Origin of the sequence: Thalassospira lucentensis MCCC 1A00383 = DSM 14000 (assembly GCF_000421265.1) — a bacterium.
GTDB classification, from domain to species: Bacteria; Pseudomonadota; Alphaproteobacteria; order Rhodospirillales; family Thalassospiraceae; genus Thalassospira; species Thalassospira lucentensis.
In genome coordinates this window covers 129,560-150,907 of sequence record NZ_ATWN01000004.1, presented here as the reverse complement: position 1 = coordinate 150,907, position 21,348 = coordinate 129,560, and the positions used below count along the sequence as shown (strand labels likewise).

The following is a 21,348-nucleotide window of genomic DNA, read 5'->3' as shown; positions in this document are numbered from 1 at the left end:
ACTACCCTTCCCACAATCAGGTTCAGAACTTGTTAACCATCGCGCGAAACTTTGCCGATTAATCTGACAGTACGGCCGAAATTCCGATGCGCGCGTTTCAGGTCTCCTATCGTGCAGGCAAAAGCAACCAAATTGCGGCAGTCGCGCGTCATTTAGGGTCAGAACCCAGATTTAATATACTGCGGCACGGAAAATCTTGGCCCTGCCTGCCTGTCATCGGCTATGGTCACCAATGTACGCACGAAGTTACGTCGCGTACAGCCCCCGTACGGGGCGGATACCCGGCACATCCCGGTGCCGTCCCGCTACCTGCGAAACAAGAAACAAAAGGCAGGTCGCCATGACAAATGTAAAATCAATCTGTGTCTTCTGCGGTGCTTCGGACGGCAAAGACCCCCGCCATATGGAAAACGCCATTGCGTTTGGCAAGATGATGGCCGAACGCGGCATCACGCTGATCTATGGCGGCGGGCGCATTGGCCTGATGGGGGCCGTTGCCGATGCTGTTATGAAAAATGGCGGTAAGGTTGTCGGGATCATCCCGGCACATCTTGATGACATCGAAGTCGGGCATACCGGACTTTCGGAATTGATTGTGTGCAAATCCATGCATGAACGCAAAGTCGAAATGTTCAAGCGCTCGGACGCGTTTGTCACCCTTGCCGGTGGATTGGGCAGCCTTGACGAAGCGTTTGAAGCCATGACGCTGCGCCAGCTTGGCATTCATGACACTCCAATGGTGTTTTTCAACGCCCTTGGGTATTGGGACAAGTGCCTTGCGATGATTGACGGCATCATTGCCGATGGCTTTGCACGTGAAAGCCACAAGAACCTGTTTACGGTGGCCGATACGCTCGACGAAATCTTTGAGCAACTTGCCGCCGAACCGGCCCCGAAATTCGATCCGCGCGAAAAGCTGTTCTGATTTTCGACGTGCCACACCGCTAAATCAAGCATGACATCCCAATGTCGCAGGGCCTTTTAAGGCCATGACGACGTCGACAAACCGCCCTGTCACAAGGGCGGTTTTCTTTTGCCTCCTCCTGTTTGGCGCATTTTCCAGCCTTTCTGTAACACTAAAAGTTACAAGATAATTGACATCGATCCGTCATGATACTTATAAAGTTACATGAACAATACCATCGCGTGTCATTCAAACAGGCAGGACCCCAACCATGACCGACCACATCGCCGCCACCGCCACCAATGCAAATGCCAACGCGTCACCCGATACCCCGCCCTTTGATGTTGCCATCATCGGCGGTAGTTTTGCCGGACTTTCAGCGGCAATGCAGCTTGCCCGTGCACGGCGCAAGATTTGCGTGATTGATGCGGGCCAACCACGCAATCGGTTTGCCGCCACCTCACACGGTTTCTTTGGTCTGGATGGTAAAAACCCCATGGACATTCGCGATATCGCCATGTCGCAACTTCGGGCCTATCCAACCGTGACCGTCCGCGACGGGTGGGTAAGTCATGCCAGCCCGAGTGCCAAATCCAGTGCCCGGTCCACCGCCGGAACGGATGACGGGGATATGCGGTTTGACATCACAATCAACGACCGCGACGTCATCACCGCACGGCGCATCCTTCTGGCAACCGGTGTCCGCGATATCCTGCCCGATATTCCCGGCATGACGGACCGTTGGGGAACTACGGTTTTACATTGTCCCTATTGCCACGGCTATGAAGTGCGCGATGAGCAGATCGGCGTCATCGCCACCATGTCCCATTCAAGCCATCAGGCAATGATGCTGCCCGACTGGGGACCAACCACCTATTTTACCCAAGGCATCTATCTTCCTGATGCCGAGACACAGGCCGCAATGATCCAGCGCGGTATTGTGGTTGAAAACAGTCCGGTGGTTGAACTTCTGGGCACCGCCCCGTCCCTTGATGCGGTGCGTTTGGCCGACGGCCGTATTTTGCCAATGACGGCGATCTTTACCGGGCCGAAAGTCACCATGCCGTCACCCGTGGTGGAAATGCTGGGCTGTGCCTTTGACGACGGACCCCAAGGCCCGTTTATTACCGTCGACAGTTCGCAGGAAACCAGCGTTCCGGGCATCTTCGCCGCTGGTGACGCCGCCACCGCCCGCCATAATGCGACACTGGCCTCAGCAGCAGGTGTCATGGCCGGGGTCGGAGTGCATCAATCACTGATTTTTGGCTGACCGCGTTTTCGAAACCACTCAATGCGACGGGCCACGCAATGTTTTTTGGGGCCCGTCACATTTTTCCAAGCACATTCCGCTAGCGGTTATCAAGAATGCGCTCGGCAATGCGTTTAACATATTTGTCGACATCGTCGTTGCTACCGATCTGGACGGCAACCTGCGCCCCTTCTAGCAGGAAATTGAACTCAGCCGCAGCAAGGTCTGGTTCAGCCAAACCAGCCTTGCGGCACAGTTCCAGCATCCGGTGCGACTGGGTGCGTTTGTGGGTTTCGATTGCACCACGGATCGGGTGTTCCGGGTCGGGAATCTCAGCTATGGTGTTGATGAAGTTACAGCCGCGATGCGAAATGTCGGTGAGTGAATTTACCACATAATCAATCCAGCCTCTGAGCTGTGCATTAGCATCGTCGGGATAATCGGCTTCGAGACCATCCAGAACAGCACGGTAACTGTTAATCCAGGTTGTTACCCAAAGTTCGACCAAATCATCTTTGGTCGTGAAATGACGATAAACGCCCATACGCGTCGTACCCGCATGAACGGCAATGTTTTCAAGCGTCACATGGTTGATTCCATTTTGTTCGAACAATTCGAAAGCCGCCTGTGTGATCCGCTCGCGCAGGGAAATACGGGCGGCTGTTTTGAACATCGGTTGCTGGTCCACGCGAAGAATCCCTTGACATGATACTCGAATGCATCATTGATACATCAACGTATCATTGATGCATCAATGTATCTCCCATTTTATCCAGAACAAAGGATGACGAGCAATGATGGAATTGCGGGATTATGTTTCTTATGACGGCGCCGGGCTGGCCGAACTGATCAACAAGGGCGATGTTTCCGCCCCTGAGGTCGCAGATGCCGCCACGCGGGCAATCATCGCAACCAACGACAAAATCAATGCAGTGAACAATCACTGGAGAGCGGCCGAAGCGGGCAGCTCATCACAAGATCCCGGCACCGTTTTCAAGGGCGTCCCGTTTCTGATCAAGGATCTGGCCGTCAGCATGATCGGCAAGCCAAGTGAACTAGGCAGCCGCCTTGCCCAAGGCATGATTGCGGATGCGGATTCCCATTTGATGACGCTGTTTCGTAAGGCCGGTCTGATTACACTCGGCCGCACCACAACACCGGAACTTGCTATAAGCACCACAACAGAAGCCGTTTTTGATGGCCCGACACGCAATCCATGGAACCCCGATTACAATTCAGGCGGATCAAGCGGTGGTGCCGGTGCTGCTGTTGCGGCGGGCATGGTCCCACTGGCCCATGCAACAGATGGTGGCGGCTCCATCCGCGTTCCGGCGTCGGTCAACGGCCTATTTGGGATGAAGCCGACACGTGGGCGGGTCTCAAACGGCCCGGCAATTGACGAAGGCTGGAACGGGATGGTGACCCAACTTGGCGTCAGCCGGTCTGTTCGTGACAGTGCTATTTTGCTTGATGCCATCAGTATCCCGCAAATTGGCGAGCCCTATTATATTGCAGCTCCACACCGGAGCTTTGCCGCATCGGTCACAACCCACCCCCGCAAACTACGGATCGGGGCGATGATGGCACCGCTTAACGGTGGTAATGTTGCCCCCGAAATCCGCAAGGCTTTCGAAGATACGATGAAACTTTGCGCCGACCTTGGTCATGATGTTGAGCATGCCCCCCTTGATCCCGGCATCAGCTGGCAGGCCTTCGTCACAGCCAATGCACGCATATGGAACGTCAATACGGCAGCATGGATTGATCTGATCGCATCGCTTACCGGTCGCGACATTTCGGATGCGTATCTTGAACCAGCAAGTCTTGCGGTCTATCACCATGGCAAAACAGTCAGCGGTACCGATATGGTCGAAGCCCTTGGCCTGCGCAACACTGTGACACGCGCAGTCGGTGCCTATTTTCAGAAGTATGACCTGCTTCTGACGCCGACCCTGCCAACCTTGCCTCTGCGCATAGGTGAATATAACAATATCCAGAGCGAATGCGACGGGCATGGCTGGATTTCCCATGTGTTTGACCAGTCGCCCTATACTGCCCTTGCCAATGTGACCGGTGTTCCGTCGATGTCGGTACCACTGGCACAAGACAACCATAGCCATCTTCCGGTCGGCTCTATGTTCACCGCCCCCTTTGGTGATGAAACAACTCTGTTTGAATTGGCTGGACAGCTGGAACGGGCGGCCCCCTGGACCGAACGGAAACCAGAAATCTGGGCAGGGAAATAACCAAGGTCACATTACGTGCGCCACTACTGGGTTGATGGCCAAACTCGCCCCGTCATCTACCCATCTGACATCTGCCGCCCCGCGCCTTGGGGCGGCATTTTTTGTCACAAAACAGCCCTTTTGAGCGGTATTTTCAGCAGCATTCGGAAAAACATCCACCGCCAAAGCAAGGTTTTCTGCGACTTTCACCACCCGGACCAACATTCATCTGAATGTCATGCTTCTGAAATCTTAGTGACAACGAAGCCGCGTATGATCGTTTTCATGTTCAAAACAACAAATTGAACGATCAAATGAATATATCAACGCGACAGCGTGACATTATCGACATCCTGCGGCGCGATGGATTTGCCTCCATCGATGCGCTGGCCGATCATTTTGATGTAACGCCGCAAACTGTGCGACGCGACGTTAATATCCTTAATGATTCCAACCTTGTCCGGCGGCGTCACGGCGGGGTGGAATATGCCGGGGAACCGGGCATGAACCTGTCGTATGAAAGTCGTCAGGTCACCAATATTGCGCCCAAACACGCCATCTCCCTGCATGTCGCCAACCTGATCCCCGATGGGGCGTCGATCCTGATCGGGATTGGCAGCACACTGGAACTTGTCGCGTTGAATTTGGTCAATCATCGCCATCTGACGGTGATCACCAACAATATGAATGCCGCCATGGCGCTGGGCAACAATACCGGTAACCGGATTGTGGTGCCCGGCGGCACATTGCGCCTGCCCGACCGTGACATCATCAGCCCCGAAGCCGAGGCAATGTTTCACAATTACAAGGTCGATTACGGCCTGTTTGGCGTCGGCGGGATCGAACCCGATGGCACCTTGACCGATTTTGACCATCGCGAAGTGTCTTTACGCCAAGCCATTGCCGAGAATTGCCGCAATTCCATTCTGGTTGCCGATCAATCGAAATTCGGTCGCCCGGCCCCGGCCAAGGGCGGGCACATCACCGACCCGGATGTTGTGGTTATCGACCGCATTCCCGGCGGACCTTTCAATCCCTTGTTTGAACGCCAGGACGTCCGTGTGCGCCTTCAACTTGCAAAAAGCGAAGTTCTGAAATGACGGCCCAATCCCCCTTTATCGAGATCCATTCCGTATCGCGCGTTTTTAACGGCGGCAACGGGGTGCATGATCTTTCCATTGATATTCCACGCGGCAGTTTTGTCGTTCTGCTGGGCCCGTCGGGATGTGGCAAGTCAACCACCCTGCGTCTGATTGCCGGGCTTGAAACAGCCGATCAGGGTTTGATCCGGATTGATGGCAAGGATGTCACCAATACCCCGCCGTCCAAGCGCGGATTATCCATGGTGTTTCAATCCTATGCGCTGTTTCCGCATTTAAGCGTTGCTGAAAACATCATCTTTGGCCTGAAGGTACGTAAAACCGACAAGGAGGAAATCAAAACCCGCCTTGCCGAGGCCCTGAGTGTGACCGGCCTTGAAGGATGTGAAGACCGCAAACCGTCGGAGCTGTCGGGTGGGCAGCGTCAACGTGTTGCCCTTGCGCGCGCCATTGTCGCGGGCCATCCGCTGTGTCTGATGGATGAGCCACTTTCCAACCTTGATGCCAAATTGCGCCATGCCGTGCGCAAGGACATCCGCGATTTGCAACAGCGCCTTGGCATTACGGTGGTCTATGTCACCCATGACCAAACCGAAGCCATGAGCATGGCCGACATCGTTATCCTGATGAAGGATGGCCGTATTGAGCAGGCAGGCGACCCGGCAGAGCTTTATCTTCAGCCCGCAACCGCCTTTGCCGCCGGATTTGTCGGCAGCCCGCCGATGGCACTTTTGCCTGCCACGGCGTTGCCAAATGACGTTTTGCCAAGTGGCTTTCCCCCCAAGGACCTCACGTTTGGTATCCGCCCCGAGGACCTCAACCTTTCAACCGATCCGGCGAGTGAGGCATGGGGTATTTCCGCCACCGTCACGGGCAGTGAATTTTTGGGTGCGGAAACATTTGTTTATGTCGCGATCGCCGGAACGGATGGGGCCACCGCCCGCCTTCCGGGACGTGTTCACATTTCGCCCGGGACGGAAGTCTCGCTCAGCTGGGTGCGTGCTGCGGCCCACTGGTTTGATCGCGAAACCGGTCTTCGTCATGCACAGGCGACGACCGATATAGCAGCGCAGGAAACATCACAGACGACAGAATTTCAAACTTCACCTTCGACAGTTTCGACACTCTAACAGGGAAGATATCTTCATGCGTAACATCGTAACCCGTGCTGCTTTTGCCGCCGGATTGATGGCAACGGCGGCGACACCTGCCTTTGCTGCGACTGAGCTCACCATGTATTATCCCGTCGCCGTTGGCGGCCCGTTGACCGACGTGATCGACGGCATGATTGACGGTTTTGAGTCCGAACACCCGGACGTCAAGGTCAATGCCATCTATGCTGGCAATTATGACGACACCCGCCTGCGTGCTGTGTCCGCCATCAAAAGCGGCGATCCGGCACAGCTTTCGGTCATGTTTTCCATCGACGTTTATGACCTGATCGAGCAGGACCTGATTGTCCCGTTTGATGACGTTGTCAAAACCGCCGAAGACAAAGAATGGCTGAACGGTTTTTACCCGGCCCTGATGGCCAATGGCAAAGTCGATGACAAAACCTGGGGCATCCCGTTCCAGCGTTCGACCATTGTTATGTACTACAACAAGGACATGTTCCGCGAAGCCGGCCTTGATCCGGAAAACCCGCCGCAAACATGGGAAGAACTGGTTGCCGATGGCAAGGCGCTTGCCAAAGACGGCAAATGGGGCCTGATGGTGCCATCAACCGGGTATCCTTACTGGATGTTCCAGTGCTTTGCCGTTCAGAATGGCAAAGAGCTTATGAGCAATGATGGCACGGAAACCTATTTCGATGATCCGGCCGTGGTTGAGGCGCTTGAATTCTGGCGCGGACTTGCGACGGATGAAAAAATCATGCCCGAAGGCACGATTGAATGGGGAACCCTGCGTCAGGCCTTTGTTCAGGGTCAGACAGCCATGATGTGGCATTCAACCGGCAACCTGTCGGCGGTTAAGCGCGAAGCCAAATTTGATTTCGGTGTGGCGATGTTGCCAAAACACAAACAATCGGGGTCGCCGACCGGTGGTGGTAACTTCTATCTGTTCAAAGATTCAACCGATGCACAGAAAGAAGCATCGCTTGCCCTGATCAAATACATGACCGCACCGGACCGTGCCGCGGAATGGTCGATTGCAACCGGTTATGTTGGTGTGACGCCAGAAGCATACGAAACCGATGCGCTTAAATCCTATGCGGCTGACTTCCCGCAGGCATTGGTCGCCCGTGATCAGCTTGAAGTCGCGATCCCGGAATTCTCCACTTATGACACCGCACGTGTCCGCGATGGTTTGAACAACGCCATTCAGGCGGCTTTGACCGGCGAGAAAACGCCAAAAGAAGCCCTTGAAGGCGCACAGGCCGAAGCAAACCGTCTTCTTCGGGCCTTCCACTAAGATTGCCCGTCTGCACGCCGAAGCGGGTCCCAATGCCCGCTTCGGCACCTTTTTTCTTTGATGACTTTCAGTTTTCTGATTTCAGGACGTGCCGACCATGAACGAGATGGCCCAACTTCAAAAGCGCCGACTGGCGCTTTATGGCTGGATGCTGGCGGCCCCGGCCTTGGCATTAATGAGCCTGTTTGCCTTTTACCCGGCCATTGCGACCTTGTGGCATAGCCTGTTTACGCGCGGCACCACGCGCCGTCCGTCGGTGTTTGCCGGGCTTGATAATTATAGCGATCTGTTTGCCGATCCGACCTTTTGGACAGTGGCGTCTAACAATCTGATTTATGCTGGCATCACCATTCCGGTGTCGATTTTCTTTGCGTTGGCGATGGCGCTTTGGGCCAATGCGCATATTCCCGCACGCAGCTTTGTGCGCAGTGCCTATTTCACGCCGACCATTTTACCGATGATTGCTGCGGCCAATTTGTGGCTGTTTTTCTATACCCCTGATCTTGGCGTCATTGATCAGATCACCGGTTTTTTCGGGGCGGAACCGACCAACTGGCTCGGTCAGCCTGAAACCGCACTGGCATCGATCATTATCGTGACGATCTGGAAAGAATCCGGATTTTTCATGATCTTTTATCTCGCCGCCCTTCAGACCATTCCGCCGGACCTGCGCGAAGCAGCGAGGATTGAGGGGGCGGGTCGCTGGACCTATACCCGGCGGATTTTATTGCCGCTTTTGATGCCGACGACGATCTTTGTTTTTGTCAATGCGATGATCAATTCGGTCAAGCTGATCGACCATCTGTTCATCCTGACCAAGGGCGGGCCGAACAATGCGTCCAAGCTGATCCTGTACTGGATTTGGGAAATGGCATTTGCCTATTTCGACAGCCCGCACGCCGCGGCCATGACCATCCTTGTCCTTCTGACCCTTGGCATTGTTGCCGTCATTCAGTTCCGGCTGGTGGAAAAACGGACCCATTACCGATGAACACGATTGTTACATCAATATCACCCAAACGCCGCCTGCCCGACCTTGATAAAGTTTTCGATGCCGTCGGGGCGTGGGTTTTGGCGATTGTCTGGATTTCGCCGTTGCTGTTTGCCACATGGGCGGCATTGCAGCCATCAGGCACGGCCCTTGGCATGGATTTTTCAAGCCCGCTGACGTTTGAGAATTTTGTCTATGTCTGGAACGCGGTGCCATGGGTTGGCTATTTCACCAATACCGTTGTGCTGGTGACACTTATTCTGGCGGGGCAGCTTGTGCTCTGTACGCTGGCCGGATTTGCCTTTGCCCGGTTTGAATTCAAGGGCCGCGATACGGTGTTTATCCTTGTTCTTTTGCAGCTTTTCATCCTGCCCGAAGTGCTGATTGTTGAAAACTACGCCATTGTTTCAAAACTTGGCCTGTTTGATACCGCCCTTGGCATTGGACTGCCTTATATGGCCAGCGCCTTTGGCATTTTTCTGTTGCGACAGGCATTTAAATCGGTTCCGATTGAGCTTGAGGAAGCCGCCCGGATTGAGGGTTGCAGCTGGATGGGGGTTTTGTGGAAGGTCTATGTGCCTGCCGCCAAGCCGGTTTATCTGGCCTATGCGCTGGTGTCGATCGCGACACACTGGAACAACTTCCTGTGGCCGCTGATTGTCACCAATTCACCCGATACCCGCCCCCTGACAGTTGGGTTATCCTTATTCGGCGCACCGGAAACCGGGGTGGATATTTCAGTGATCAGTGCTGCGACCCTCACGACGATCTTGCCATTGCTTATCGCCTTCATGATTTTCCAGCGCCAATTCATTCAGGCGTTTTTGCGCGCAGGCATTCGCTAAGCCGCAATACACACACACCGAAAATCAGCATCCTTTGATGCACCCCGCCCCGAGAACCCCTTGCGGCGGGGTTTTGGTTTCATGAATTAATTTCAGATGTTTATCGCAAAAATCTGGTCGTCATTTTGGCGGAACGGGTGCAGAATGTTTGATCAATCATAACTTTTATGAATTTATCATATGCCCGTATTGGTCCTGCTTTTCACCACCACCTTGTTTTGGGCGATGTTGCTGGTATGCAACCGAATTGCGCTGACCAGCTTTGACATTGATCCCTATGCCATGACCTGCTGGCAGTTGGTGTTTGGCGGGATTGCACTTGTGCTGATGGCGCCAGGCAGGCGCATTCCGTGGCGGCAATTTACCCTGCCGATCAATTGGGCCTATGGTATTTTGCGGGTGATAACCGGGGTGACATGGACCGCTGCACTTGTCTATATCAGCGCACCTCAAAGCGGCATTTTATCACAAACCGGCATGCCACTGGCGGCCCTTGCCGCGACCTTTATTCTGGGCAGACCACCCGGACGGTCTGAATGGCTGGGTCATGCCGCCTTGATTGCCGGGGCGGCTTGGCTGGCATGGCATCTGCCCGGCGGTTTTACCAATCCTGCCGTACTGCTGATGCTGGCATCCGAAGTTACGGCCATTTCATCGTCGGTTCTCGCAGAAAAGCATCCCGATAATCAAATCAAGGACGCCTGGGCGCATTTGCGCTTTACCGGGGTGTTGTTACTGATCACAGCATCGATCTTTTTGGCGGTTCCGCCGCTGGTTGACCTGATCAGTCCGGTGCCGATCCCCTATATCTCGACAGCCGGTCTGTTTGGCACCGAAACGCTGATTGCCGGACTGTTGATTGGTGTTTTGTTTCGCGGGCCTGCCATGGTGTTATCGCTGCGATCGATCAAAACTGCCGGGATTGAAAAATACATCCTGTCGACATCGGTCCTGCCCTTTATCCTGCTGGGGCTTGAGATGATCGCAGCGCGTTTTGGCCTGGCCCCGACGCCCGCACATGACAGTGTGTTCTGGATCTCTTCCCTTCTGGTGATGATCGGGATAGTCCAGATTACCGTTTCAAAACAACGTCATTCAGCAAAACTTCGGGCCCTTGGCACAGAACCAATACGGATCGAAACCTGATCACCAAGCACATCGATCAACCGATGTCACCGATGTCACCGATGTCACCGATGTAAGCGATTCCAGACAAGGTGTGGTTCCCTTTCCCCGGGGGAGCGACATTTCAACCGTCCCCCGATCTTGTGGTTGGAATGTCACCCCACCTTGTCGTCTTCCGGCAACCTCCCTGCCGGAAACCAGAAACGCCCGGGATTTTCCCCGGGCGTTTCGTTTTTTCATTTCACAATAAAAATGCCGGCCCCCGGGGGACGGGGACCGGCCAAGCCGCACTCAAGCATACGCTTGCGGGGTCGGGGGGGACTGTGTGCGGCTCGTCTCGCTGTCGTGACCGTTCGGTTTTGACAAGCTCGATATTAACTCAATTAACTCAATGCCCTCCGCCACCAGCCGACGTTTGGCGCGCCGGACGTGCAAGGGGCAAAAGCAAGAACGCAATAAAGAATGTTGCCGCCATGGCAAGATAGACATCGTTAAACGAAATCATTGATGCTTCGCGCGTGACAAGGTTGACGATGAATTTCATCGCCGCCGCATGCGGATCGGCAATACCCATGTCCGAATAACGCGCCATGATGGTGGCAAGATATTGCTTAAAGGCGGTACTGGCCGGGTTGATGTGCTCGGCCAGATGCGAAAAGTGATAATCAATCCGCTTATCGAGCAACGTGTTGATCCCCGCCATGCCCATTGCACCGCCAAGGTTGCGCATCAGGTTATAAAGCCCGCTGGCGTTTTTGATCTTTTCAGGCGGTAAAGTACCAAGTGCCAGATTGGTCACCGGCAACATGCAGAACATCAAGGCCGCTCCGCGCACGATTTGCGGGAAGATCAATTCGTTAAAGGACACTTCGCTGGTATTAAAGCCATGCATGGCAAGACCAATCGCAAACATGATCAATCCAATGCCCAGCACGACACGCGGCGGATATTTCGCCGTCATTTTCCCGGCAATCGGGGCACACAGGAACTGTGAAATGCCGGTCACCGCCATGACAATGCCAATCTCAAGACTGTCATAGCCGCGAATACGGCCCAGCATCAACGGCATGATATAGACACTGCCATATAGGCCGATGCCAAGGGTGAAGCTGAATACACAGCCCATGGTGAAATTGCGATCGGCAAAGGATTTCAGATCAACAATCGGCTTGTCATAGCGAAACATCCGCCAGAAGAAATAAATCCCGGCAATCACACAGACAATGGTCCCGTAAACGATTGCAGTTTCATCAAACCAGTCGTCTTTCGGCCCCTCGTCGAGCACATATTCCAAACTGCCCAGAAACACCGCCATGGCAATCAGGCCCTTAAGGTCAAACCCCTTAAGCAGGGATCTGTCGCCCTTATCAATCCGAAGGGTCATGCCAACCACCGTGGCAATCAAAACCCCCGGAATGACGTTGATCAAAAACAGCCAGTGCCACGACAGGGACTGGGTCAAAAACCCGCCCAATGTCGGACCGACAGTTGGGGCCATGGTGGCAATCAGGCCAATCATCACCGAGGCGGTGTTGCGTTTTTCCGGCGGGAAAATGATGTAGGTCGTGGCAAAGACTGTCGGGATCATCGCCCCGCCCAGGAACCCCTGCAGCGCCCGACACCAGATCATGCTTTCAATTGACCACGCAAAGGCCGAGGCAATCGACATCACCGTGAAACCGATGGCCGAAATAACAAACAGCCAGCGGGTTGACATCAGGCGCGACAGGAACCCTGAAAGCGGGATCATCACGACCTCGGCAATCAGGTAACTTGTCTGTACCCAGCCAATTTCATCAGGGCTTGCCGACAGCCCGGCCTGAATGTTTTCAAGCGAACTGGCGACGATCTGAATATCAAGGATTGCCAGAAACATACCGACAACCATCGCCACCCAGCCAATGAACTGGATACGATCAACCTGTCCGCTTTGCACGGGCATTTCCCCGTGCGCGGATGAGGCGGATGTATCAGGTGAACTGGCGGCGGTACTGCTCATTAGTTAAGCTCCGAAACTTCCGTACTGGCAATCACACCGGGCACAAGTCCGGACCCGGCGATGTGCTGCGTCCCGTCGGCATCGCGGGTATCGACATCAACCACCACCGACAGACCGGGACGCAGGGCTGTTGCCCATTTGCTGTTATCAAGTGCGATGCGGATCGGCACGCGCTGGGTAATCTTGGTGAAGTTGCCGGTTGCATTTTCAGGCGGCAATAGACTGAACTGTGCGCCCGTGGCGGGTGCGAAACTTTCGACATGGCCGGTGATATCGGCATCGGGAAAGGCATCAACCTCCACCCGGACCTTTTGGCCACGTGCCATATGGCCGATTTGGGTTTCCTTGAAGTTTGCCACGATGTAAACGCCCGGCAACGGGACAAGGACGAGTAATTGTTCACCGGGCTGAACCAGTGCGCCGGTCTGAACCGACCGGTTGCCGATCACGCCGTCAAACGGTGCATAAATCTTGGTATCGTCCAATGCCTGCATGGCAAGGTCGCGGGCAGATTCTGCCTGACCGACGGCACGTTCAGCTTCGATTTTTTGGGCCCGCAAAACACCAAGGCGGCCTTTTTCAACCGCCATGGTCGCATTGGCAGCCGCAACCTGCGCCTGTGCTTTCTGGCGGTCGGCTTTGGCATAGTCAAATTTCTGGCGGCTGGCAGCCCCCTTTTTAACCAGATCGTCATAGCGCTGGAAATCTTCGGTCGTGCGGTCCAATTCGACCTTGGCGATACGCACATTGGCATCGGCCTGCGTAATCGCGGCTTCCTGAAGCACGATCTGCTGATCCATCGTGATTACAGCCGCACGGCGCGCTTCGAGTGCCGCATCTGTCTGTGCCAGTTCAAGACGGTAATCTTCGTCCTTGATCGACAACAACAGATCGCCTTTGCGGACCGACTGGTTTTCATCAACCCGCAATTGCCCGACATAGCCAGAGACCTTGGGCGAAATGGCAACCTCGTCGGCCTGCAAATAGGCATTGTCGGTATTTTCAAAATACTGACCCTCGGTCACCCAGTAGAACCCGTAATATCCACCGCCACCGATAACCGCCGCTGCGATCAGGGGCAGGATGATTTTCTTCACACTCATGACTGTCTTAATTCCTTTTGGTATTGCCTAGTACCATTTACATCTTTATGGTACCAGACAGTACCAAACGTCAAGTGCAGAATTGGAACAGATCATTTGTCCGACGCAAAAAAGTCCGAAACACGGAAAATAGATCCCAGAACGCTCAAACGCCGCGACGTCATGATCGACGCAGCGAGAGAACTGTTTTGTGAGCACGGTCTTGCGGGCACGACACTTGAAATGATCACCGCCGAAGCGGGCGGATCACGCCGGACAATTTATGAGCTGTTTGGCAATAAAGATGGGGTCTTTGAGGCCGTTATCCGTGATTGCACGGGGCGGGTAACCTCCGTCATGGCGGGGCTTGAGTTGACCGACCTGCCCTTGCGCGCGGCCCTTATTCATTACGGCGAAACCCTGATGACGCTTCTGACAACACCCGATACCATCCGGTATATGCGGCTGTTTCTGGGCGAAGTTCCCCGTTTTCCCAAACTTGGAAAAGTGTTTTATGAAAGCGGATTGATGACCGGGCGCAAGTTCATTGCATCCTATTTCGAACGCCAAATGGCCGAAGGAAACTTTCCCAAGGCCGACCCAAAACAGGCTGCGGTGTTTTTCTCAAGCCTGGTCAAAGCCGACTACGACATTCGCCAGATGTCCTATATCGACTGGGAACCCCAAGCCAAGGATTTGCACAGCCATGTGATTGCGGCTGTGGACATGTTCCTGCGCGGGTATGGGATTGATCCGCAACAAACCCGCTAACACCAACCGCGCCAAAGTGCTGCAAACCCAAAGTGCTGTAAACACAGCCCCCCGACCCCGTTTACAGATAGCTGACCGCGTTACGCAAACAGGGTCAGCAAGCGCCATGCAATAGGGGCCAGCATCGTCACCAGACCGCCCCACATCATAGCAAGACCCCAGCCCCGGTCACGGTTGTTAAACCCCACCGCCAAAAATCCAAAGCCGACCACACACAGGACGAGGATGATATTGTTTTCGGTTGCCATGTTTCTGACAGTCCCCATTTTAAAATGATTGCACACTCACCGGAGTCTTCGTCCTTTTCGCTCAACGGTCCGAGTTTAGAACCGTTTGGGATGTGCTTTCCTTGATCCGTGTCAGGTGACTTTGTTTTTTCAACACCGCAACGTCCTGTTTTAAATTTCGCGCTGCTTTGCGCTAAACAACGGGCAAATTTGCCTTTTTATCGGTCAAAACCGCTGGCCTCGACATGTACAAACCCAACAGAATCCTCGGTTTCCATGCGCGACAACGATGATGTTGCGTCGCCCTCTTTGATTTTCTGATGGCTTCCTGTATGTTCGGGCTCCCGACGCGGCCAGGGCGCTCCCTCGCGCGCCGGAAGACAAAGATTTAATCATCTTGAATGGCAGCCGCGCTGTATTCCGGCAGCGGCCAGCAAGGGAGTATTCTATGAGCAAGATTCAAGTTAAGAATCCAGTCGTCGAGCTTGACGGCGATGAAATGACCCGCATCATCTGGGACTTCATCAAAAACAAGCTGATCCTGCCGTATCTCGACATTGACCTGAAATACTACGATCTTTCGGTTCAGAAACGGGACGAGACCGACGATCAGATCACCATTGATGCGGCAAACGCCATCAAGGAACACCGCGTTGGTGTTAAATGCGCGACCATCACCCCGGACGAAGAACGTGTTACGGAATTCGGCCTGAAAAAGATGTGGAAGTCGCCAAACGGCACCATCCGTAACATCATCGGCGGTACCGTTTTCCGTCAGCCGATCATTTGCTCGAACGTGCCGCGTCTGGTTCCGGGTTGGACCCAGCCGATCGTTATTGGCCGTCATGCATTTGGCGACCAGTACCGTGCGACCGACTTCAAAGTTCCGGGCGCAGGTAAACTGACGATTAAATTCCAGCCGGCAGACGGCGGTGAAGCCATCGAACACGAAGTCTTCGACTTCCCGTCTTCGGGCGTTGCGATGTCGATGTATAACCTTGATGACAGCATCAAGGGCTTTGCACGTGCCAGCCTGAACTATGGTCTTAACCTTGGCTGGCCGGTTTACCTGTCGACCAAGAACACCATCATGAAAGCCTATGATGGCCGTTTCAAAGACCTGTTCGAAGAAGTCTATCAGACTGAATTTGCCGATAAATTCAAAGCTGCCGGCATCACCTATGAACACCGCCTGATCGATGACATGGTTGCTTGCGCCATGAAATGGAACGGTGGTTTTGTTTGGGCTTGTAAGAACTACGACGGCGACGTTCAGTCTGACACCGTGGCACAGGGCTTTGGCTCGCTCGGTCTGATGACTTCTGTTCTGATGACCCCGGATGGGCAGACCGTCGAAGCAGAAGCCGCACACGGCACCGTGACCCGTCACTATCGCCAGCACCAGCAGGGCAAAGAAACCTCGACCAACCCGATTGCATCGATCTTTGCATGGTCGCAGGGCTTGAAATACCGTGGTGAATTCGACAGCACGCCAGAAGTCGTCAAATTTGCTGAAACCCTTGAAAAAGTTTGCGTCGACACCGTCGAAGCCGGCTTCATGACCAAGGATTTGGCACTTCTGATCGGCCCGAACCAGAAATGGCTGACCACCACCCAGTTCCTCGACAAACTGGACGAAGGTCTCAAAGCTGCAATGGGCTGATTGCCCTAAGCTTTGCGCCAATCAAGAAACCCCGCCGGATGCACCGGCGGGGTTTTGTTTTTTATGCAGCATGCGAAAGACGCTAAACTTAGGGCGGTTGATCGAAAGGCCCGCGAAGCCAGTGCGAGCCAGACCGGATGAATTGACCAGCATGATGATCGCACCACGACAAAAAAAGAACCCCGCTGGTAAAGACCAAGCGGGGTTTTGAGTTTGCAACGGCCACGAGACAGACCGCAGCATACAAAGCAGGATCAACTGCTTTGGGGTTGGTGGTTATGAAACGGTATCAACCGTTTCAGCAGCATCCCCGGTATCCCCAACCGTGTCACCTGTATCGCCAGTATCACCTGTATCACCAGTATCACCAGTATCACCTGTATCACCTGTATCACCAGTGTCGCCGGTATCACCAGTATCGCTCGTATCACCAGTATCACCCGTATCGCCGATATCAGGTTCGCCATCGTCGGGCGTGTCATCGCCAGCATCAGGACGGGTCAATTCTTTCCAGCCCTTGGTAATGATTTCCTGTTCGACGTCGGGATCAACATCAGGACCGGCTGGAGCGCCAAATACGCGTTGAATACCCGGCGGCAAGGCACCTGCAAGGCCCGGTGCTGTTGTTATGCCCCGTGGCATTGAACGGCCTTTAATATCGTCTTCTTCGTCGGTTTCGGTGGATGCCGAACGTGCGCCTTTAGACTGCAATCCAAGGCTGCTTGCGTTTGAGCGCGCCGCAGCACTGTTGCCCGGACCATCGGCGCCATTGCCATTTCCGCCGCCATTGCCCTTGCCATTACCGCCCGCGTTGGAGCTGTTGCCTGGGCCATCAGGGCCGCTTGGTCCACTGTCGCCGTTGGCACCACCGCCGCCATTCCCATTTCCATTCCCGCCACCGTTACCGCCAGCATTACCATTGCCACCGCCGTTTCCGCCGCCGTTACCGTTGCCACCGCCGTTGCCATTGCCATTGCCACCACCGTTGCCGTTACCATTGCCTTGGGCAAAAGCGGCATTATCGGTGAGGCCAAAATGGTCCGAACTGAAGGAAACCGGCGTTGCGATCAGGGCAAAGGCCCCGAAGCCCAGAATACCTGCCGTTGCAATCTTGGTGCGCAGAGTTTTCATCTCTTGGTTCGACATTGTTTTTCTCCAGTCCATTAGGTGGAAAGATGCGTTCATTTGGCAGAACAACGAAACCGCGAGTGGTTTTCTTCCCCTTTCCTGAAAATTTTTCGAACATTTTTTTTTTGAAGTGTGATGGAAGAAACAGCGCCGCGCGCGCGTTCTATACACAATATAAACAACAGAACCAGAATGGGACGGTTGGATTGGACACCGCACTAAAGACGGAACTGACAGACCTTTTACCGCGCGCGCTTCGATTTGCGCGGTCATTGACGCGCGACGTTGTCGCCGCCGAAGACCTTGTCCAAACTGCCTATATCAAAGCCGTCGAACGCATTGATCAATACGAACAGGGCACGCGTCTCGACAGCTGGCTTTATCGCATTATCCAGACAAGCTGGATTGATGAAAAGCGCCGCGAACAACGCCGAGGCAATGTCATTTCGTTTGAAGATGCGCGCGAAAGTACACTTCCCGGACAGAGCCATGGTGGGACAGACAGATTGTTCTTGCAGGCAGCGCTTGCTGCACTTGCCGAAGATCAGCGCGCAGCGGTCACACTGGTTCTTATTGAAGGATACAGCTACCGCGAAGCTGCCGACATTCTTGACGCCCCGGCAGGCACAGTGATGAGCCGCGTCGCACGGGCACGCAAGGCGCTTGCGATGATGCATGATGATGATAGCCAGAACACCAACAGTGACGACATTCAAAGAGGTTCGCCATGACCACAGCACTCACAGAACAAGACTATATCCTGCTGTCGGCTTATATCGACGGCGAACTTGCCCCGACGGAATGCCGCAAGCTCGAGGACCGGATTGCCAATTGTCCTGTTCTAACACGGCAATTCAACGTCATGGCCGGACAATCCGTCATGCTGCGCAATCAGTCTGAACGACTTCTCAATGACGCGATCTATCCGGAGCTTTCGCAAAATATTGCGGATATCCTTGATCAGAAACCGATCTCTGGTCATGTGCATTCGACGGATAGAAAAGATCAGTCTGCTGTCATACGCAAGGCTGCCAACAGCAACAGTGCAATCTGGACCGGCATCGGGGCAGCAGCGGCGGTTCTGATCGCCTTTGTCGGGGGTAATTTGTTTAATCAGAATATGACCACGGACAACATTGGGGCTTTCACAACACCCAATGCTCAGTCTGCTTCCTATTCCCCTGTGAACAACCCGGTTCTGGACATGGAAATAAGCCAGACATTGGAAAAAACGCTGAGTGGGAATATCCGCAACGTGGCACTTGATCCCGATCATCGTGCCAACGAAGAAATCCAGATTGAACCATTACGAACCTTCCGTCAGGCCGGGCGGTTCTGCCGGGAATACCGGGTTACTTTTCCGGTTAATCCGGTCAATGGCGACGGGCTTGACGAGTTTTATGGCCGCGCCTGCCGGACCGATGAAGGTATTTGGGAAACCGTGTATCGCCTGATCCCCGGCGTTGAGCTTCGCGATGCCGACACGCCCGACAGCCCGAAACAGAAACTTTAAGGCAACTGACAGCCCCGGCGTTCGGCGGGGCTGTTGGCTGCGATTGATCGTAGGACGCACTAAATAAAAAGAATGAGCAGGATCAAGACAATGAGCACGTCAAAACTTCTGCGCCATTTTCTGGCGCTTTCTTGCGTTACGGGCCTGGGGACACTTGGCGCCTGTCAGACGTTTGAAAACACCATGAACGATTTTTCCCAGTCCCTGAACAATATGAACGATGGACTGGGTGAATATGCTGAAAAAACCCCGAATACCGGTCCAGAACTTGGCACCGCGTCCTTACCCAATTTCGGGATTGGGGACGCCTTTGTCTATGATAGCGGGCGCGCGATTTATGTCCGTGACATCAAGGGTGACCGCATTGAATGGAATGGCGGCGGCGACTATGTGTTTGAAACAACTGCCGACTTCACCGGCCCCAACCTTGATTGGTCTTATACAGATAAGGATGACCAAAAACGAACCGGCACCGCGACGATCAAGGAAAGATCTGAAAGCATCTGGCCGCTTGAAGTCGACAAGATGGTGCGTGTTTCAACCAGATCGGAAAGTACGGCCCCAGATACTGGTGAAACCAACACCTATGAACAATGGTTAACCTGCAAGGTCCCGGCAACTGAGGCGGTAACGGTTCCTGCGGGCACGTTTGACAGTTTTGTCGTGGAATGTTCGCGGTACTATAAACAGTGGTGGATGCAAACAACCACGTGGTGGTACGCGCCAGAAGTCGGGTTTTATGTCAAACGTGAACGCAAATGGAATTCCGGACAGGACCAAAGCGAAGAACTGACCACCTTTGGTCCGGCACCGGCAAAAATTCCCGAACGCGATCGTCAAAGCCTGAGTAAAACCGTTCAGGCCGCGCTTGAAAACAACAATTCCGGTGAAACACAAACTGCATCATTGGCAACGCTTGAGATTGCAATCACACCGCTTAAGACCGTTCAAACTGAAAAAGGTGTCTGGTGTCGTACCTACCGACAGGAACTGACCGCCCGCAACCGCACCAGTCAGCAGATAAAATCAGCCTGCCGCACGGATGACGGCTGGGTTCTTGAAGATGACGTTGCGGCACAGACAACCGCAAATGCATCCTGACGCTACGCGACATTGAGAAAAGGCTCCTAGCGGGTTATCCGTCAGGAACCTTTCGTGTCTCATGATATGATTGTCATCCTAGCCCACACTGGCGTCAGTAATGCCCTTGTCCCAGGATTTTCTCAAGTTCACCGTTCGCACGCAACACCGCAAGACCGGCATTGAAATCCTTGATGATCCTTTGTGCCGATGGGTGATTGACGCCAACAACGAAATACAGCGGCATGTTCGACAGGCTCTGGCCGATATGGTCGAAATCATCGGGCGAAAGGCCTGCCTCTGACATGGCATTGAGGGCCTCTGGCACCGGAGACACGACACTGTCGACCCGTCCTGCAGCCAACAGTTTAAAACAGGTTTTCATATCGGGCGGCGACACACGTTTCGCCTGTCCCGATGCCAAAAGTTTTCCGGTATGGCCAAGTTCCCCGTGCCCCAACGGCAGGCAAAGCGACTTTCCCAGAAGATCTATATTGTCATCATATTTTTCGTGTTTTCTGGCAAACCAGCCATAGGCCGACAGGTTGGCGATCGGTTCGGAAAACAGCACCAGTTTCTTGCGCGATGGCGTCTGGGCATAGGGGAACGTGCCATCCACCCGTCCCTCAACGGTCATTTCAAACCCTTTGAGCCATGACCGCCAGATCACCGAAACATTTTGATAGCCCATGGCATCGAAACTTCGGCGGACAACTTCGGTAACAATACCGCCCCCATCATATGCCCGGTCGGCAAAAGGCGGGAAAGCATCCCCCGTGACCAAACGCATTTCCATACGCAGGTCATGTGCATTTGCGGGCACATTTACAGGCATCGCTGCCGCCAAGCTTGCCAATATCACGGCAGTATAAAAGATGCGTCGTACTGCAAATGTCATTGCGCAGTCTTCACCGTCTGTTTCGTACATCCTATAGGTTAGAAAAACTCACTAGCTTTTCAAGGTTGCAATTATATCAAAACGGGCTTCAAACCTTTGACATACAAAAAGTCCCGGCCAGAACAGATGACTGAAC

General features: G+C 53.9%; 20 protein-coding genes. 14 read left to right on the top strand and 6 right to left on the bottom strand.

Going from position 1 to position 21,348, the window contains the following annotated elements; translation table 11 throughout:
* The first annotated feature begins 340 nt into the window (after nucleotides 1-340).
* Both K355_RS0109835 and K355_RS0109830 read left to right on the top strand, forming a co-directional pair.
* On the top strand, nucleotides 341-925 hold the full coding sequence (locus K355_RS0109835) for an LOG family protein (protein WP_022731964.1): 585 nt from the start codon (nucleotides 341-343) through the stop codon (nucleotides 923-925).
* Between the two features lie 250 nt (nucleotides 926-1,175).
* Nucleotides 1,176-2,174, top strand: coding sequence for an NAD(P)/FAD-dependent oxidoreductase (locus K355_RS0109830; RefSeq protein ID WP_022731963.1), 999 nt, complete (start codon nucleotides 1,176-1,178; stop codon nucleotides 2,172-2,174).
* 79 nt (nucleotides 2,175-2,253) lie between these two features.
* Here the strand turns inward: K355_RS0109830 and K355_RS0109825 are convergent, their stop codons facing one another.
* Nucleotides 2,254-2,841, bottom strand: a complete 588-nt coding sequence (locus tag K355_RS0109825) for a TetR/AcrR family transcriptional regulator (RefSeq protein WP_022731962.1) — start codon at nucleotides 2,839-2,841, stop codon at nucleotides 2,254-2,256.
* A 106-nt stretch (nucleotides 2,842-2,947) separates the two neighbouring features.
* Between K355_RS0109825 and K355_RS0109820 the strand changes: the two genes are divergently transcribed.
* From K355_RS0109820 to K355_RS23680, 7 genes are all read left to right on the top strand, one after another.
* The gene (locus K355_RS0109820) at nucleotides 2,948-4,399 is read left to right on the top strand and encodes an amidase (protein WP_022731961.1); all 1,452 of its coding nucleotides are present in this window, start codon (nucleotides 2,948-2,950) and stop codon (nucleotides 4,397-4,399) included.
* Between the two features lie 293 nt (nucleotides 4,400-4,692).
* On the top strand, nucleotides 4,693-5,478 hold the full coding sequence (locus K355_RS0109810) for a DeoR/GlpR family DNA-binding transcription regulator (RefSeq protein ID WP_022731959.1): 786 nt from the start codon (nucleotides 4,693-4,695) through the stop codon (nucleotides 5,476-5,478).
* The gene (locus K355_RS0109805; RefSeq protein WP_022731958.1) at nucleotides 5,475-6,608 is read left to right on the top strand and encodes an ABC transporter ATP-binding protein; all 1,134 of its coding nucleotides are present in this window, start codon (nucleotides 5,475-5,477) and stop codon (nucleotides 6,606-6,608) included. Before K355_RS0109810 ends, K355_RS0109805 begins: the two co-directional genes overlap by 4 nt.
* Nucleotides 6,609-6,624: 16 nt before the next feature.
* Nucleotides 6,625-7,890, top strand: coding sequence for an ABC transporter substrate-binding protein (locus K355_RS0109800; RefSeq protein ID WP_022731957.1), 1,266 nt, complete (start codon nucleotides 6,625-6,627; stop codon nucleotides 7,888-7,890).
* A 97-nt stretch (nucleotides 7,891-7,987) separates the two neighbouring features.
* The gene (locus tag K355_RS0109795; protein WP_022731956.1) at nucleotides 7,988-8,881 is read left to right on the top strand and encodes a carbohydrate ABC transporter permease; all 894 of its coding nucleotides are present in this window, start codon (nucleotides 7,988-7,990) and stop codon (nucleotides 8,879-8,881) included.
* On the top strand, nucleotides 8,878-9,726 hold the full coding sequence (locus K355_RS0109790) for a carbohydrate ABC transporter permease (protein ID WP_022731955.1): 849 nt from the start codon (nucleotides 8,878-8,880) through the stop codon (nucleotides 9,724-9,726). The genes K355_RS0109795 and K355_RS0109790 overlap by 4 nt, the downstream gene beginning before the upstream one ends.
* A 180-nt stretch (nucleotides 9,727-9,906) precedes the next feature.
* A complete protein-coding gene (locus tag K355_RS23680) occupies nucleotides 9,907-10,872 on the top strand; it encodes a DMT family transporter (RefSeq protein ID WP_022731954.1) in 966 nt (321 codons plus the stop codon).
* A gap of 367 nt (nucleotides 10,873-11,239) precedes the next feature.
* On the opposite strand, the gene K355_RS0109780 is transcribed toward K355_RS23680, so the two are convergent.
* Nucleotides 11,240-12,850 (bottom strand): DHA2 family efflux MFS transporter permease subunit, encoded by a 1,611-nt coding sequence (locus tag K355_RS0109780; protein ID WP_022731953.1) that lies wholly within the window; start codon nucleotides 12,848-12,850, stop codon nucleotides 11,240-11,242.
* Nucleotides 12,850-13,953, bottom strand: a complete 1,104-nt coding sequence (locus tag K355_RS0109775) for an HlyD family secretion protein (RefSeq protein WP_022731952.1) — start codon at nucleotides 13,951-13,953, stop codon at nucleotides 12,850-12,852. The genes K355_RS0109780 and K355_RS0109775 overlap by 1 nt, the downstream gene beginning before the upstream one ends.
* 96 nt (nucleotides 13,954-14,049) lie before the next feature.
* On the opposite strand from K355_RS0109775, the gene K355_RS0109770 reads away from it, so the two are divergent.
* Complete coding sequence (locus K355_RS0109770) at nucleotides 14,050-14,703, top strand: TetR/AcrR family transcriptional regulator (RefSeq protein ID WP_022731951.1); 654 nt, start codon at nucleotides 14,050-14,052, stop codon at nucleotides 14,701-14,703.
* Between the two features lie 80 nt (nucleotides 14,704-14,783).
* Here K355_RS0109770 and K355_RS25530 read toward each other — a convergent pair whose 3' ends face one another.
* On the bottom strand, nucleotides 14,784-14,951 hold the full coding sequence (locus K355_RS25530) for a hypothetical protein (protein ID WP_022731950.1): 168 nt from the start codon (nucleotides 14,949-14,951) through the stop codon (nucleotides 14,784-14,786).
* Between the two features lie 427 nt (nucleotides 14,952-15,378).
* On the opposite strand from K355_RS25530, the gene K355_RS0109760 reads away from it, so the two are divergent.
* On the top strand, nucleotides 15,379-16,593 hold the full coding sequence (locus tag K355_RS0109760; protein WP_022731949.1) for an NADP-dependent isocitrate dehydrogenase: 1,215 nt from the start codon (nucleotides 15,379-15,381) through the stop codon (nucleotides 16,591-16,593).
* A 276-nt stretch (nucleotides 16,594-16,869) separates the two neighbouring features.
* On the opposite strand, the gene K355_RS0109750 is transcribed toward K355_RS0109760, so the two are convergent.
* Nucleotides 16,870-17,739, bottom strand: coding sequence for a hypothetical protein (locus K355_RS0109750; RefSeq protein WP_028791483.1), 870 nt, complete (start codon nucleotides 17,737-17,739; stop codon nucleotides 16,870-16,872).
* Between the two features lie 188 nt (nucleotides 17,740-17,927).
* Between K355_RS0109750 and K355_RS0109745 the strand changes: the two genes are divergently transcribed.
* From K355_RS0109745 to K355_RS0109735, 3 genes are all read left to right on the top strand, one after another.
* The gene (locus K355_RS0109745; RefSeq protein ID WP_022731947.1) at nucleotides 17,928-18,452 is read left to right on the top strand and encodes an RNA polymerase sigma factor; all 525 of its coding nucleotides are present in this window, start codon (nucleotides 17,928-17,930) and stop codon (nucleotides 18,450-18,452) included.
* A complete protein-coding gene (locus K355_RS0109740) occupies nucleotides 18,449-19,234 on the top strand; it encodes a hypothetical protein (RefSeq protein WP_022731946.1) in 786 nt (261 codons plus the stop codon). Before K355_RS0109745 ends, K355_RS0109740 begins: the two co-directional genes overlap by 4 nt.
* Before the next feature lie 90 nt (nucleotides 19,235-19,324).
* Nucleotides 19,325-20,335, top strand: coding sequence for a TapB family protein (locus tag K355_RS0109735; RefSeq protein WP_022731945.1), 1,011 nt, complete (start codon nucleotides 19,325-19,327; stop codon nucleotides 20,333-20,335).
* 94 nt (nucleotides 20,336-20,429) lie between these two features.
* On the opposite strand, the gene K355_RS0109730 is transcribed toward K355_RS0109735, so the two are convergent.
* On the bottom strand, nucleotides 20,430-21,212 hold the full coding sequence (locus tag K355_RS0109730; protein ID WP_162142293.1) for a substrate-binding periplasmic protein: 783 nt from the start codon (nucleotides 21,210-21,212) through the stop codon (nucleotides 20,430-20,432).
* Between the last annotated feature and the right edge of the window lie 136 nt (nucleotides 21,213-21,348).